Annotated in this window: 13 protein-coding genes; 6 read left to right on the forward strand and 7 right to left on the reverse strand. The window is 55.4% G+C overall.

Annotated features, from left to right (window positions below; all coding sequences use genetic code 11):
- Window positions 1-28: 28 nt before the first annotated feature.
- Both LG297_RS05240 and LG297_RS05245 read left to right on the forward strand, forming a co-directional pair.
- Window positions 29-1324, forward strand: coding sequence for an MFS transporter (locus LG297_RS05240; RefSeq protein WP_404425833.1), 1296 nt, complete (start codon window positions 29-31; stop codon window positions 1322-1324).
- Window positions 1325-1362: 38 nt separating this feature from the next.
- On the forward strand, window positions 1363-1845 hold the full coding sequence (locus LG297_RS05245) for a YaiI/YqxD family protein (RefSeq protein WP_085641795.1): 483 nt from the start codon (window positions 1363-1365) through the stop codon (window positions 1843-1845).
- An 81-nt stretch (window positions 1846-1926) separates the two neighbouring features.
- On the opposite strand, the gene LG297_RS05250 is transcribed toward LG297_RS05245, so the two are convergent.
- On the reverse strand, window positions 1927-3384 hold the full coding sequence (locus tag LG297_RS05250; protein WP_404425836.1) for an aldehyde dehydrogenase: 1458 nt from the start codon (window positions 3382-3384) through the stop codon (window positions 1927-1929).
- Window positions 3385-3783: 399 nt separating this feature from the next.
- On the opposite strand from LG297_RS05250, the gene LG297_RS05255 reads away from it, so the two are divergent.
- From LG297_RS05255 to LG297_RS05265, 3 genes are all read left to right on the forward strand, one after another.
- Window positions 3784-4746, forward strand: coding sequence for a helix-turn-helix domain-containing protein (locus tag LG297_RS05255; protein WP_404425838.1), 963 nt, complete (start codon window positions 3784-3786; stop codon window positions 4744-4746).
- Window positions 4747-4891: 145 nt separating this feature from the next.
- The gene (locus tag LG297_RS05260) at window positions 4892-5728 is read left to right on the forward strand and encodes a DUF3750 domain-containing protein (protein WP_404425840.1); all 837 of its coding nucleotides are present in this window, start codon (window positions 4892-4894) and stop codon (window positions 5726-5728) included.
- A gap of 93 nt (window positions 5729-5821) precedes the next feature.
- Window positions 5822-7030 (forward strand): MFS transporter, encoded by a 1209-nt coding sequence (locus tag LG297_RS05265; protein WP_404425842.1) that lies wholly within the window; start codon window positions 5822-5824, stop codon window positions 7028-7030.
- 28 nt (window positions 7031-7058) lie between these two features.
- Here the strand turns inward: LG297_RS05265 and LG297_RS05270 are convergent, their stop codons facing one another.
- The 3 genes from LG297_RS05270 to LG297_RS05280 all read right to left on the reverse strand — a co-directional run bounded on the left by LG297_RS05270 (window position 7059) and on the right by LG297_RS05280 (window position 9224).
- The gene (locus tag LG297_RS05270; protein ID WP_404425844.1) at window positions 7059-8072 is read right to left on the reverse strand and encodes an NADP-dependent oxidoreductase; all 1014 of its coding nucleotides are present in this window, start codon (window positions 8070-8072) and stop codon (window positions 7059-7061) included.
- A 119-nt stretch (window positions 8073-8191) separates the two neighbouring features.
- Window positions 8192-8701, reverse strand: coding sequence for a TspO/MBR family protein (locus LG297_RS05275; RefSeq protein WP_404425846.1), 510 nt, complete (start codon window positions 8699-8701; stop codon window positions 8192-8194).
- A gap of 88 nt (window positions 8702-8789) precedes the next feature.
- The gene (locus LG297_RS05280) at window positions 8790-9224 is read right to left on the reverse strand and encodes a VOC family protein (RefSeq protein WP_404425848.1); all 435 of its coding nucleotides are present in this window, start codon (window positions 9222-9224) and stop codon (window positions 8790-8792) included.
- A 261-nt stretch (window positions 9225-9485) separates the two neighbouring features.
- Here LG297_RS05280 and LG297_RS05285 point away from each other — a divergent pair, with 261 nt between their 5' ends.
- Complete coding sequence (locus LG297_RS05285) at window positions 9486-11177, forward strand: methyl-accepting chemotaxis protein (protein WP_404425850.1); 1692 nt, start codon at window positions 9486-9488, stop codon at window positions 11175-11177.
- A 60-nt stretch (window positions 11178-11237) separates the two neighbouring features.
- Here the strand turns inward: LG297_RS05285 and zigA are convergent, their stop codons facing one another.
- From zigA to LG297_RS05300, 3 genes are all read right to left on the reverse strand, one after another.
- Entirely contained in the window at window positions 11238-12464 is a 1227-nt protein-coding gene (zigA, locus tag LG297_RS05290) for a zinc metallochaperone GTPase ZigA (RefSeq protein WP_404425852.1), read from the reverse strand.
- Between the two features lie 142 nt (window positions 12465-12606).
- A complete protein-coding gene (locus LG297_RS05295; RefSeq protein ID WP_404425854.1) occupies window positions 12607-13761 on the reverse strand; it encodes an alpha/beta hydrolase in 1155 nt (384 codons plus the stop codon).
- 230 nt (window positions 13762-13991) lie between these two features.
- Window positions 13992-14696, reverse strand: coding sequence for a glutathione binding-like protein (locus LG297_RS05300; RefSeq protein ID WP_404425856.1), 705 nt, complete (start codon window positions 14694-14696; stop codon window positions 13992-13994).
- Window positions 14697-14704 lie beyond the last annotated feature (8 nt).

Here is a 14704-nt window from a genome sequence, read left to right on the forward strand (position 1 = left end):
TTCCTGTTGATAGTTGATCATCTAAAACGTGCCTTGGGTTTATGACGAGGGTGGGGGCACGAAATTGCGCGATCAGACCGGCACGGCACAGGATGACGGACATCCTGAAAGCGGAAATCTTCGGCCGATATCTGGCGTGACCGCCTTTCTGGATCGCTATCCTTTTCTGGTGCTGGGGCTGCTTTTGATGGGCGCGTTTACGTCGTCTTCGGCAGCACCGCTTGGCGGGCTTTATATCATCGAAGGCATGGGGGAGCCGCCATGGAAAGTCAGTATGGTGGCGATTGTTCAGGTTGTTGTCACACTTCTGACCAATCGGGCATTTGGCCGCGCGATTGACCGGGCGGTGCCGATCAAGGCGCTTCTGATCACCAGTATTGTCTGTTTTGCCAGCGGCATGGCGATGCTTGCGACATTTCAGATTTACTGGGTCTATCTTTGCTTTGCCGCGATCCTGCTTGGTATCGGGTCTGGCGCGCTTTCGGTGATGTATTCATTCGGGCGTCTGTTTGCCGAACAGACCGGGCGCGACGTTGTCAAATTCAACGGGTTTCTGAGGATGCAGACATCGCTTGGCTGGATGATTGGCCCGGCGGCGTCATTATCGGTATTTGGTGCGTTCGGCTTTACGGTGACCTTTTACAGCATCGCGATCCTTGGGGCGGTGTGGTTTGTCGTGTGTTTGTTTATCGTCCCGGCAGCGTTCAAAACCCACCATCCCGGTTCGCTTGTGACGGGTAAGAAAATTCCATTCAACTTTGGCCTGCTTCTGGCCTGTGTGCCGGTGTTTTTCATCGGGGCGGGCAATGTCGTGTTCGTAACCGCCATGCCGCTTTATTTCACGACGGAACTTGGCCTGATCGCATCGGCGGCGGGCTTTGCCCTGACGGTGAAATGCTTTGTCGAGGTGGTAGTGATTTATTACTGCGCGCATCTGATCAGAAAGGTCGGGGAGCGCGGCGGGATGATCATTGCCGCCGTGCTTGCCGCGATATTCTTCGGGTTGATCTATAACGCAACCAGCCTTGCCGATGTGCTGGTTCTGGCGACGCTTGACGGGATTTATTATGGCATCTTTGCCGGGATCAGCATGACGTTCGTGCAAAACTTCGCCCCCGACCGCCCCGGTGTTGCGACCAGTTATTATGTCAGCACCCTTTTCGTTGGTGGGCTTATCGCCAATCTTGCAACCGGCTTTATCGCGACGTGGTATTCGTTCCAGGCAACTGTACTGGTGGCGGGTGGGTTTGCGCTGGTTGGCGGGGTGATATTGATGGTGATGAAGGATGCCAAGGTCGCACATGAAACGCCATCAATCGCCTGATGGCTTGACTTTGTCGGTTGTGTGACGATTATCGCGCCATGTCTGAAAATACACCCAATAAAGCGGCGATGCGGCCGCGCATCCTTGTCGATGCCGATGCCTGCCCGGTGAAGGCGGAATGTGAACGCGTGGCAGAACGCCATCGTCTGGAAATGATCATGGTATCAAACGGTGGCATTCGCCCGTCGCGCAATCCGTTGGTGCGGATCGTGATTGTCCCGCCGGAACCTGACGCGGCTGATGACTGGATTGCTGAAAATGCCGTCAAGAACGACGTGATCGTGACCAACGATATTCCGTTGGCGTCCCGTGGGCTTGAAATAGGCGCGCGTGTTTTGCGCCCGAATGGCCAGGAATTTACCGAGGCGAATATCGGCAATGCGCTGGCGGGGCGTGAAATTGCCGCCCATATGCGCGAAGTCACCGGCGAGCAGGGCCGGAATGCCGGCTTTACCCAAAAGGACCGGTCGCGTTTTTCCAATATGCTGGAAGTCACGATACAGGCCGCCTTGCGCGGTTAAACGCAAGGCGGCCTGCCACAGGTCCCGGTCGATCATCTGAGGGAGGGCGACCGGGCTTCCCCCCTGCGGAACCTGATGTTTTTAGAACGGATAGTGGCGTTTGCCGCTTTGGATGGTGATCCAGCGCATTTCGGTGAATTCATCAATGGATGCCTGCGATCCGAACCGGCCATAGCCGCTGGCTTTTACACCGCCAAACGGCATCTGGGCTTCGTCCTGAACGGTCGGGCTGTTGATGTGACAGATGCCGCTTTCGATCCGTTTGGCGACTTCCATTGCGCGCGGGATGTTGGTCGAAAAGACCGCCGATGACAGGCCATATTCGCTGTCATTGGCGATGCGAACAGCTTCGTCCTCGTTACCGGCACGGATGACGACACAGACCGGGCCAAAGCTTTCCTCGGCATAAATCCGCATGGCGGGGGTGACGTGATCGAGCAGGGTGGCATCCATCAGCACGCCATCGCGTGCCTTGCCGGAACCGGCGACCAGTTTGGCCCCCTTGGAGACCGCGTCTTCGACCAGTTCCTCGATCCGGTTGACGGCCTCGACATTCACGACGCCGCCCAGAATATGTTCGGCCTTTGCCGGGTCACCGGCGGTCAGCGTTTTGGCCTTGGCCGCCAGTTTAGCGACGAAATCATCGGCAACCGCATTGTCAACGATCAGGCGTTCGGTCGACATGCAAATCTGGCCCTGATTCATATAGGCCCCGAATGCGGCACCATTGACGGCTTCGTCAATGTCGGCATCGTCCAGCACAAGGAACGGTGCCTTGCCACCCAGTTCAAGCAGCACCGGTTTAAGATGTTCGGCCCCCAGTTTGGCGATGATGCGACCGACCCGGGTGGAGCCGGTAAAGTTGATACGGCGCACCGCGGGATGGGCGATCAGGGTTTCGACGATTTCCGGGGCGTCTTCGGGGGCGTTGGTCACGACATTGATGACACCGGCCGGGGCGCCGGCTTCGACCAGACATTCGCCGATCAGGCGATGCAGGGCGGGGCACAGTTCGGATGCCTTGAGCACCACCGTGTTGCCACAGGCAAGCGGCATGGCAATTGCACGTGTGCCGAGGATGACCGGCGCATTCCACGGCGCAATGCCCAGAACCACGCCAACCGGCTGGCGAAGGCCCATGGCCATAAGGCCGGGCGTGTCGGACGGGATCAGGTCACCCTGAATCCGGGTTGTCATCGCACCGGCTTCGCGCAGCATATTGGCCGCCAGATGGGCGTTGAAGCCTCCCCACATGCGGGTGCTGCCGGTTTCTTCAAGGACGAGACGACCAAACTCGTCGCCTTTGGCTTCCATGATGTCGGCGGCTTTAAGCAAAATCTTGCGTCGTGCGCCCGGACCCATTTTCGACCATTCCGGAAATGCGGCGGCGGCGGCATCGGCGGCCTTGCGCGCATCGGCGGGGCTTGCGGCGGCCGCAATGGTGGCGATCTTGCCGGTGACCGGGTTCTTGCGTTCGAATGTCCGGTTGCTGGTGGCATTCACGGCTTCGTTGTTGATCAATAGCTTGGCATCGTTCACGACGTTTCTCCTGATTTCTTCTTTGTGTTCTGCTGTGCGGCAGCGAAAGGCAGCTTTGCGCCGAGCAAGACCCGTAAAGGTCTTTGGGCAGTGATTCCGGCTTTTCCGCTTTGGCGTTACCTCAGGAAGATGGATACAGAAAATCTGTTATCTACTTTGATGTTCAAAGTAAAAATGTGACGTATCCTCCTGTCCGTTTACTCGCATGTGCAAAATAACGGAAACGCATTGTTCGATATGTCTTGTTGTTTTTGGCGGTTTAATTGATCGCGATATTAGTAGGCGCTGGAATGCTTCCAATGTAAAGGTGGTCAAATTGACATTTTAAGACGAAAAATTGTACTATTTTACATATAACAATTTGGAATGTTTCAGGATCAAAAAGGCATGGTTTCGCCGGTGAGTGCAAAAAATCAACGCCCGGAAGCGTTTGGCATCCAACCGTTCGATGATCCGGTGCCGGTCACGACACAGGCAGTGATGTACCGTTTTGATCATGCATTGTCGTCCCAGGACTGGGTGATGAATGACCCGGGGCGCCGGGACCGGTGCCATGCGGTTTTGATGCTGTCGGGGCGGGCGTATATCCGGTTGCGTCAGGGCACGATTGATTGTCATGCCCCTGCACTTGTGTGGTTGCCGCTTGGCGAAACGCAGGCGATATCAGTCAATGCCGGGGCGGACGGATATCTGTTATCGGTGGCGGACGATCTGGTGGCGCGTCATTGCGGGGGTAGTTCAACCGGCACATCCGCGCCACCATTGCCGGGTGGGGGGCTGCCGTTACGGTTTGCCGCCGATACGGTTCATAATGTCACCCCGGCGGAGGGCAGCAATAATCTGGCGTTACTTGCGCGCAGCTTTGATGCGATCCGGGGGGAGTTGATGCAAAATGCGCTTGGCACGGGGATGGTGGTTGGTGCGCATCTTCAGATCATTCTGACGATGGTTTTGCGTCTGACCGAGGGGCGGATGGAACAACACGATCATCATCGCCCCGGTTCAATCACGTTCCAGCGGTTTTTACAGGCGCTGGAGCTGCATTTTCGCGAACACTGGAACATTGCCGATTACGCAACGGCCCTGGGCATTAGCGAGCGGCGGCTGGGGTCGGCAGTGATGCGGGCAACGGGCAAGCCGCCCCTGACGCTTGTGCATGAACGGGTTATTCGCGAAGCCTGCCTGCGGCTGGAGCAGAGCCCGCTGGCGGTGGCGCAGATTGCCTATGGGCTTGGTTTTCGAGATCCGGCCTATTTCAGCCGGTTTTTCAAACGTTATATGGGCGAGGCACCGGGCGCCTATCGCCGCCTGCGCCGGGCCGGGGAACGGGTGCACGACAATACATTTGCCGCATGGCCATGAGGGTATTCACGGCAAATGTCGCAAAATTGTCGCAAGGCCTCACAGAGTTTTGATGCTGCTTTGCAAATCGATTGCCATTTTTTGATCTTATTTGTCGGATCACATCGTAACATTAGTGAAATATGACATCTGACAGGATTTTTTGGTGAAAAAAGGCAGAAATTTCATTCTGGGCCTTCTGGCGCTGCTTGTGCTGCCGTTTGGCATCAGTCTTGCGCAGGACCCGCCCGCCGAAAAGGCGGAAAAGCGACAGACTTGGCGCACTGCACCACGCCATTCATCGGGGGTTGCCGCCGATCCGGTGGCGAATGCCGATATTGCGGTTGTGCAGGTCATGGCCGCCCATACTTATGGCTGGCGTGGTTATTTCGCGGTTCATCCGTGGATCATTTACAAACGGGCCGGTGAAACCAGCTATACGCGTTATGACGTGGTTGGCTGGGGCGGCGGCAATGTCGTGCGTAAAAACTATGCCTTGCCCGATGGGTTGTGGTTCGGGTCCGAGCCACAAATTCTGGCCGATCATCGCGGCGAGGGTGTCGATGACCTGATCGATCAGATCGAAGCCGCGATTGATACCTATCCCTATCCGGATCAGTATCGCAGCTATCCGGGGCCGAACAGCAATACCTTTGTTGCCCATATCGGGCGCAAGGTGCCCGACCTTGATCTTGATATGCCGGCCAATGCAATTGGCAAGGATTTCCGCGCCATTACCGATCCGGTCGGGCTGTCGCCCAGCGGACAGGGTGTGCAGGCCAATCTGTTAGGGTTGCTTGGCTTTTCCATCGGTCTTGAAGAAGGGATCGAGTTGAACCTGCTGGGGCTTAACCTAGGCATTGATTTCAATCGTCCGGCCCTGCGCCTGCCGTCTGTCGGACGGTTGGGGATGGATAATGTTGCGCCAGTGGGCGATGTGAAGCCGCTTGAGGCCGCCGAGGAAACCGGCGGTCAGGCCGTAGCAGCAGAGCCAAGCAGCTAGTCAGAACAGCGGTCTGGCCGATTTATCTGTTTGCAGATGACAATCAATCGCGTATTGGCTTGTGGTGTATTTCACCACAAGCCGGGCGCATTCATGTCTGTTCTTTCCCGCATCCCGTTGCAATCAGTCCCGAAAACAGTCTGGATTCTTGGCTTTGTCAGCCTGTTGATGGATGTGTCTTCGGAAATGGTCCAGACCCTGCTGCCGCTTTATCTGGTCAGCGGTTTGGGCGCATCCGCCCTTGCGATTGGCATGATAGAGGCGATTGCAGTGGCAACCGCAACCGTTACCAAGCTGTTTGCGGGTGTTTTGTCCGACATGTTGGCAAGCCGCAAATGGCTTGCGGTGGCGGGTTATGGACTTGCCGCATTGTCGCGCCCGATCTTTCCGTTGGCTGACGGGGTGGGGCATATTGTTGCCGCCAAATTTATTGACCGTATCGGCAAGGGCATTCGAAGTGCGCCGCGTGACGCGCTGATTGCGGATGCCGCACCGCCCGAAGCCCGAGGTGCCAGTTTCGGTTTGCGAAAGTCGCTTGATACAATGGGCGGCTTTATCGGGCCGCTGATTGCGGTTGGTGTGATGCTGATTTCCGGGGCCGATTTCGCGCTGGTTTTCTGGCTGGCGGTTATTCCCGCATCGGCGGCGATCGGATTGCTGATTTTCGGTATCCGCGAACCGCAGAAACCCTATGTGGCGAAATCACGCCCGGCGATCCTGCGTCAGGTGACAAAGCTTAACCGGGGTTGCTGGATGGTAATGATTGTGGCGGCCATCCTGATGCTGGCACGGTTTAGCGAGGCATTTTTGCTTTTGCGTGCCGAACAGGCCGGAATTGCCATCAGCCTTGTGCCGCTGGTGATGGTGTTGATGCATGGGATCTATGGCCTGTGTGCCTATCCGGTGGGTGTTTTATCCGACTGGACCGGACGACGCGGGCTTCTGGCGGGCAGTATCGGTGTGCTTGCCATGGCCGATCTTGCAATTGCATTTTTGCCGGGAATGGGCGGGTATCTTTTGGGGATTGTTCTTTGGGGGATGCATATGGGTATGTCGCAAGGATTGCTTGCGACCCTGATTGCCGATCATGCCCCGGCCGAATTGCGCGGTTCTGCGTTCGGCATGTTCAGTCTGGTCTGCGGTGGCGCGCTTCTGATCGGTAATATTATGGCAGGTGTGTTTTGGGAATTTGTCGGATCGGATATGACATTCGTTGCTGGTGCCGTATTCTGTGTGCTGGCCGGGGTGGCGATCCTGATCTTGCCAACGGGGGGCGCTATTGCCAGGCGAAAGGGGGATTAATTCCCCCTAATATTTGTCTGTAAATAGATCAATCGGCCAGTTTTACCAGCATTTTGCCGGTATTCTTGCCTTTGAACAGATCGATAAAGGCCTTGGGGGCGTTTTCCAGTCCCCTGATCACGGTTTCGCGGCTTTTGAGTTGGCCGTTGCGAACAAGATCAGCACCTTCGCGCACGAAATCGGGGTAGCTGCCCCAATGGTCGCTGACGATGAAGCCTTCCATCCGCGCACGCTGTGTCGTCAGTCTGAACAGGTTGCGTGGTCCGGGTTGCGGGGATTTGTCATTATAATGCGAAATCATGCCGCACACGGCAATCCGCCCGCCAGTATTGATATGATCAAGGGCGGCTTCGAGATGCGCGCCCCCGACATTTTCGTAATAAACGTCAATGCCCTGCGGGGCGACTTCGCCAAGGCTTCCTGAAAGGTCGTCGGTATCGCGGTAATTTACTACCGCATCAACGTTCAATTCATTGCGCAGCCATTTTGCCTTGTCCCTGTCACCGGTCGATCCGATAACCCGGCATCCCTTGGCTTTGGCGAGTTGGCAAACCACAGACCCGACCGCCCCGGCGGCGGCGGAAACAAAGACGGTATCGTCTGCCTTGCAATTGGCAATCCGGTTCAATCCCACCCAGGCGGTCATGCCGGGCATGCCAAGCACACCGAGAAACTTTTCCGGTGCAATATCGGGCATATCGGGAACGGGATGCAGATAGTCGCTTTCAAGCAGTGCGTGGCTGCGCCAGCCGGTCATTGAGGTAACAAGCGATCCTTCGGCAAAGCGCGGATCGCGGCTTTGTATGACGCGGCCTATCGCGTGGCCTTCAAGCGGGGCATTCAGTTCGAAGGGCGGGATATAGCTTTTGCGTTTGGTCATGCGACCGCGCATATAGGGATCGACCGACATCCAGATATTTTCAATCAGCACTTCCCCGGTAACCGGACTTGGCAGCACAGTGTCCCTTACCGCGAAGTCGTCATTGGCGGGAACGCCATCAGGGTAGTGTAAAAGGTGGATTTCCTTTGCTGCGATGCTCATCGGGGCCTCCTGGATCGGTTTTATGCACGGCAAGATGTGCCCGACGTAGGATTTCGACCGCCATTTCGCAATGGCGGATTTCGGTCGAATTTCAAAAGCCCTTTGGTTTCAGGAGTGTTTCAGGGGTTCAGAAAATAAATCGATCCGTTCAGCAATGTGGCGAAGCCAACCCACAATGCATAGGGCACCAGAAGCATCCCGGCCAATTGATCAATCCGCCAGAACATTGCGCAATTGATGATGATCAGGATCAGAAGCGGGATGATATCGACCAACCCCAAAAATGGCGATTGCGCCCCGAAAAACAGAAATGACCACAGAAGGTTCAGGGTCAGTTGGGCGGCGTAGATCGCAAATGGTCCCTTTGCGCCGTCAATCCCGCGTTTGAGCCAGACGCGCCAGCCGCTAAAGGCAATCAGGAAATAAATCAGGCTCCATGCCGGGCCGAACAGCCAGTTGGGCGGATTGAAAAACGGTTTTTGCAATGTCGGGTACCAGTCATTGACGCTGGTCGCCGTTACAGCCCCGCCTGCCGCCGAGATGATAAGGCACAATACCATAAACGCAATCAGCGCGAAAACGCGCGTGCGGTGATTGGGCCGGAAGACGGTTTCGGCTCTGTCGATCATCTGATGCCCTTGATTGCCAATTGACTTCCAATAGATTGGTCGCAAACGATTTTTCGCAAGGGGTACAATTAATGGTGCCTAACGCCAGTCAACTAAACGGATCATAGGTCCCGAAGCTCCAGATATGGCCTTCGGGGTCGCGTGCGGAATACACCTTGCCGCCGTAATCCTGTTCTTCGAGTGGCATGATGATTTCGGTACTGGCGGCGACGGCGCGGGCATAGTGAAGATCGGCATCGGGCACGATGATATAGATGCTTTGGGTAACCCCGCCGATATCGTTAGGGCGGCGGGTCAGTTTGCCATATACGCTGTCGCGGGCCTGACCCAGCATGATCAGTCCGTTGCCGAAAGCCAGTTCGGCATGTTCGACAATGCCGTCCTCGTTTTGATAGATCGCGTGTTTTTCAAAGCCGAAGGCACGGCACAGAAATTCGATGGCGGCTCTGGCGTCATCATAGTGCAGGGCGGGAATCACAACCCCGTGGGTATTCGATGCTTTTGCAGAATGCGGGTCGGTCATGGCAATGGCTCCGTTTCCATCGATGCGTTCAACCCTGTCCGTTTGTGATTATGCCATATAATCCGCGATAAATTAAGTTGCAGTAGTGACTAAAATCACAGTCGAAACATGTGTAAATATAATATGCCGTATTATAGTCTGACTATTCCCGGATGCATCCTGATGCAATTCTTGGTGTCATTGCGGGAGGGGAATCCTTGAAAAGAATAAAACGTTGCCAACATGTCGGCTATGGCCCGGCACTGGTACATGGGGATGGAAATGTTCAATCTGAATTCAATGAAGATCGGCACGCGTATGCTGATCATCGTCGCGGGAGCAATCCTTGCGGCGTTGCTGGTCGGGGCATTCGGGCTCACCGAACTGCGCAGCAACATGCTCGAAGATCGTAAGGTGAAAACCCAAAATCTGGTTGAGTCGACAATCAGCCTGCTTGGGCATTATCAGGCGATGGAACAGTCTGGCGAACTGACGACCGAACAGGCACAGAATGCCGCGAAGGCGGCGGTAGGTGCCCTACGATATGATGAAACCAACTATTTCTTTGTGTTCGATTTTACGCCAGTCGTCCTGATCCATGACATCAAGCCCGACCTTGTCGGCAAGGATATGAGCAATTCTGTCGACGGATCGGGAAAACACCATTACCGCGAATTTGCCCGTGTTGCCAAAGAAGACGGTCAGGGCTTTGTCGATTACACCTATCAGGTGCCCAATTCCGACAAGCTCCGCCCGAAACTTTCCTTCGTCAAGGCGTTCGAGCCTTGGGGCTGGGTGGTTGCCACCGGGATTTATATTGATGATGTGAACGCGGTCTTTATGCAAAGCATGCTGGTCATGGGGCTGGTGGCGTTGGCGGTTCTGTGCGCGGTTGTCGGTGTATCGCTGATGATCAGCCGTGGTATTACCCGTCCGCTGTATGCGATTGCGGAGAACATGCTGCGTCTGTCGCAGGGTGATCACAAGATCGAGGTCAAATATACCGATCAGAAAAGCGAGATCGGCGATCTGGCGCGTGCGATGGATATCTTCAAGTCCAAAACCATCGAAATGGAAGAAATGCGCACCCAGCGTGAAGAGCAGGACCGCCGTGCCGAAGCCGAAAAGCGTGCGGCGCTTAATAAAATGGCGGACAATTTCGAAGCCAGCGTCGGACAGGTTGTAGCCCAGGTCATTCAGGCATCGGGCAATATGCAGACATCGGCCAATGCCATGACCGATACGTCCAAGCAGGTCGGACAGCGTTCGACGGTTGTTTCCGCAGCCTCGCAGGAAATGTCGAGCAATGTGGAAACCGTTGCCTCGGCTGCCGAGGAATTAAGTGCCTCGATCGCGGAAATCAGCAATCAGGTCGCGCAATCGTCAAGCATTGCCAATGGTGCGGTCCGGACATCCGAAGATACCCATCAGAAGATCGAACTGCTGGCCGAGGCGGCAAATCAGATTGGCGAGGTCGTTTCGCTGATTACCGACATTGCCGAACAGACCAACCTGCTGGCGCTGAACGCGACCATCGAGGCGGCACGCGCCGGTGATGCGGGCAAAGGCTTTGCCGTTGTCGCCAACGAGGTCAAAAACCTTGCCAACCAGACGGCACGCGCGACCGAGGATATCCGGTCCCAGGTTGGCGATATTCAGGTCGCAACATCCAATGCGGTGACGGCAATTGCCGAAATTGCCGAAACCATCCGCCGTCTTGACGGTGCGACAACCACGATTGCGGCTGCTGTTGAAGAACAGGGGGCGGCAACCCAGGAAATCGCGCGCAATGTCGAACAGGCAGCCCACGGCACCCGCGATGTTTCGGAAAATATCACGGGTGTTTCGTCGGCAGCGGACGATGCCGAAAAACTTTCGAACGAGGTGCTTGGCCTTGCCGAGGGGCTTGGCCGTCAGGCGGCGGTTCTGAACGAAGCCGTCGAAGCCTTCCTGTCCGAGGTTCGTAGCGCCTAAGGGCCTGATCCGGACCCAGTGCTTTTGCCGCCAGCCTTGTAAAAGGCTGGCGGTTTTTTATCAGGCTGCTGCTTTTCTGCCCCAGACCGGGAACGGATCGGGCAGGGATTGATAGCGGGCGGGTTCAAACCTTCCGCCCTCCAATGCCGCGTCCTCGTCAATCAGGCAGGCGGCAAGGCGGGTGCGAAGGGTTGCTTCGTTCATCTGATCGGAAAGGCCGATAAAGACGATTTCCTGCCGACGGTCGCCAAAGGCCGGGTCCCAGTTCGACAGCACCCGATCCCGCCATTCATTGTTATCGGGCCAACGATCACGCGGCACAGCACACCACCATGTGCCAAGGGCCTCGTGCTTTACCGCGGCTCCGGCCTGACTGATTTCGCCAACCCAGTTCGGGCGGGTGGCGATCCAGAAATGCCCCTTGGCGCGCACGATGCCCGGCCATTCGGAATGGATGAAATCGTAAAACCGTTTGGGGTGAAACGGCAAAGGCGTGCGGAAGGTAAAGCTTTTGATGCCGTATTCTTCGGTTTCGGGCACATGATCGGCAAAGCCGTATAGTTCCTTGGCCCATAGCGGATGATCCTGTGCGCGGTCGAAATCAAACAGCCCGGTATTGAGGATTTCACGCAGATCAATCCGGCCATGATCGGTTTCAATGATTTTGGCATCGGCATTCAGTGCACGGATGATGCCCAGCACCGTTTTGCGTTCATCGGTGCCAATCAGGTCGATCTTGTTGAGTACAATCACATCGGCAAATTCGATCTGATCAACCAGAAGATCGACGATGCTGCGGTCATCATCGTCGCCAAGGCTTTCGCCCCGGTCATTAAGGAAATCGGTGCTGCTGTAATCGGCGATCATGCGCGCGGCATCGACGACGGTTACCATGGCATCAAGCCGGGCAATATCGCCCAGCGACTGGCCATTTTCATCGCGGAAATCAAATGTCGCGGCAACCGGAAGGGGTTCGGATATGCCGGTTGATTCGATCAGCAGATAATCAAACCGGCCTTCTTCGGCCAGACGACGAACTTCGACCAGAAGATCATCGCGCAGTGTGCAGCAGATGCAGCCATTGGTCATTTCGACCAGCTTTTCATCAAGTGTTGAAAGTTCCGCCCCACTATTGCGGATCAGGTCGGCATCGATATTGACCTCGCTCATGTCATTAACGATCACGGCGACCTTAAGCCCGTCGCGATTGTTCAGCACATGATTAAGCAGGGTGGTTTTGCCCGCACCGAGAAACCCGGACAGAACCGTAACGGGAAGGCATTGCATGGCGGCCCCTTTTAAATGTTATGTTATAACGTAACATTTATCGGGTTTTATGGGACAGGGCAATAATGAAAACGTTTCGCGGGGATCAATGCCGGGCAGGTGTCATCGTCATGCCCGTAATAACCGGGCATGACAAAAACAATCATGGCTGGCCGGTAACCGTGCGGATATCGGCAAGAAGGGCATTGAAATACGGGTTCCATGTCAGCCGGGCGTGATATTTTCCCGGTATCATCTGCCCCCATGCGCCAAACCAGAGCGTTTCGGTATCTTCGGGCACGGGGATGCCTTCCTGACCGTTTTCAAACATGATGTGACTGCCCCCTCGCCCGTAATAGGGATTATCGGGCGCAAACAGCACATTCATATGTGAAAAGGTGCTGATCCGGTCATCGAGCAGATTGCTGGAAAGTATGGTGACACGGGGATCATCAAGGTTTGACGGCGTTTCGCCGTACCAGACAAAGTGCGACTCTGGATTGGTGAAACGCCGTTGGAAGGCATCAAGTGTGGCGGTGGCGTCAAGGACGCTGTCATGCTGGCTCATGGTGATCAGAACGGGGCGATCAAAATCGGCACGGGTCAGATCGCCCTGTACCTTTCGGACGGTCTGGTAATAAAGGCTGGCACCGTGCGAGGGCAGGGATTGGTAATTGGGAATATTGTCTTCAGTATCGATATCAACCCAGTCCCACAGACATGAAATTGCCGGGGCGAGAAATAGATACCCGTTTGACGGATAAAACCCGGGCGAAAACAGCAAAAGACCGTTCACGTCGGGATCATGCGCAGCATAGCTGGTTACCAGATTTCCGCCGGTTGAAAACCCGCCCAGCCAAACGTCATCAACCTCGTTTTTCAGCAATGCTGCGTGATGGGCAATGGCCTTTTCCCAATCCTCGATATTCGGCAACATCAGATCGGCGGATTTCGTCCCGTGGCCGGGCAACAGGATTGACCGGACAAGCCATCCGTCCTTTGCCATGGCTGTTGCGATATCGCTGAGATACCACGGGCTGGAACCAAGCCCGTGCACAAACAGAATGCCGCGTTTGGGCGCGGTTTCCGGACGCATTTCAAAGGGCGCATTCATATCGATTTCAAGATCGTGGTCGTCGCTAATGAAGGCGCGGTATTTGGAAATCCATGCGCGGTTTTCGCGCACATAATCCGCAAAACTGCCCTGATCAAAGGGCGGCAGATCCGCGGAAGGCTCAAAGCGTGGTGAATCCGGGGGGGCTGCGCATGACGCAATCAGTGCAAGACAGGAAACCAGCAGACAAAGGCGGGGAAGCATGAACCCTCCATCAATGTTTGTTCGTGCCATCGGACAGAGAGTTATAACCGCACCCTCCGGCCCAATTGGTCGGATAGTGCGTTGGCTAACGTGAACGCTTACGTTTTCAATGATTTGTGGATCAGTTTAAAGTTGTTTTTGACTGTAAGTCAATTATGTCGAATTCGCGATCACCCCTTGATCCCCCGCCATTTGACTGACGGGGGATGCCGATTGCTGATGTTTGGGGATCAGTTGTTTTTGGTGGTTTTTGCCGTTTGGCCAAACAGGACTTTCTTGTCCTCTTCACTCAGTCCGTCTTCCTTGCGAAGTCCTTCGCCGGCCTTATAAGCCGCTATGGTTGCCGGACGGGCTTTGATGTTTTCAAACCAGCGTTTGAGGTTCGGGAAGTCGTTGAGGTCCTGCTGCTGTTTTTCATGGCTGACGATCCACGGATAGCAGGCCATATCGGCAATCGAATAATCGTCACCGGCGATAAAGGTGCGACCCTCAAGGCGCTTGTTCAGCACACCGTAAAGGCGGTTGGTTTCGTTGACATAACGTGTGATGGCGTAGGGGATTTTTTCCGGGGCATAGCCGCTGAAATGATGGTTCTGGCCTGCCATCGGGCCAAGTCCGCCCATCTGCCAGAACAGCCATTCCATCACGGTCTTTTTGCCGCGAACATCGGTTGGCAGGAACTTGCCGGTTTTTTCCGCCAGATATTGCAGGATCGCACCGGATTCAAAAACCGTAATCGGATCGCCGCCATCTGCCGGGGTCTGATCGATGATCGCGGGCATGCGGTTATTGGGCGAAAAGGCGAGGAATTCCGGTTTGAACTGATCCCCGGCACCGATATTGACCGGATGGATTTTGTATTCAAGTCCGGCTTCTTCAAGGAAAAGCGTAATTTTGTGGCCGTTCGGGGTCGGCCAGTAATACAGATCGATCATGGGGCGAA

Source organism: Thalassospira australica, from assembly GCF_044790785.1.
Taxonomy (GTDB): domain Bacteria; phylum Pseudomonadota; class Alphaproteobacteria; order Rhodospirillales; family Thalassospiraceae; genus Thalassospira; species Thalassospira australica_A.

Coding starts and splice junctions, on each gene's coding strand:
- LG297_RS05285 (WP_404425850.1), top strand. CDS start 9,486: ATGTTCAATCTGAATTCAATGAAGATCGGCACGCGTATGCTGATCATC.
- LG297_RS05270 (WP_404425844.1), bottom strand. CDS start 8,072: ATGAGCATCGCAGCAAAGGAAATCCACCTTTTACACTACCCTGATGGC.
- LG297_RS05275 (WP_404425846.1), bottom strand. CDS start 8,701: ATGATCGACAGAGCCGAAACCGTCTTCCGGCCCAATCACCGCACGCGC.
- LG297_RS05300 (WP_404425856.1), bottom strand. CDS start 14,696: ATGATCGATCTGTATTACTGGCCGACCCCGAACGGCCACAAAATTACG.
- LG297_RS05245 (WP_085641795.1), top strand. CDS start 1,363: ATGTCTGAAAATACACCCAATAAAGCGGCGATGCGGCCGCGCATCCTT.
- LG297_RS05280 (WP_404425848.1), bottom strand. CDS start 9,224: ATGACCGACCCGCATTCTGCAAAAGCATCGAATACCCACGGGGTTGTG.
- LG297_RS05295 (WP_404425854.1), bottom strand. CDS start 13,761: ATGCTTCCCCGCCTTTGTCTGCTGGTTTCCTGTCTTGCACTGATTGCG.
- LG297_RS05265 (WP_404425842.1), top strand. CDS start 5,822: ATGTCTGTTCTTTCCCGCATCCCGTTGCAATCAGTCCCGAAAACAGTC.
- zigA (WP_404425852.1), bottom strand. CDS start 12,464: ATGCAATGCCTTCCCGTTACGGTTCTGTCCGGGTTTCTCGGTGCGGGC.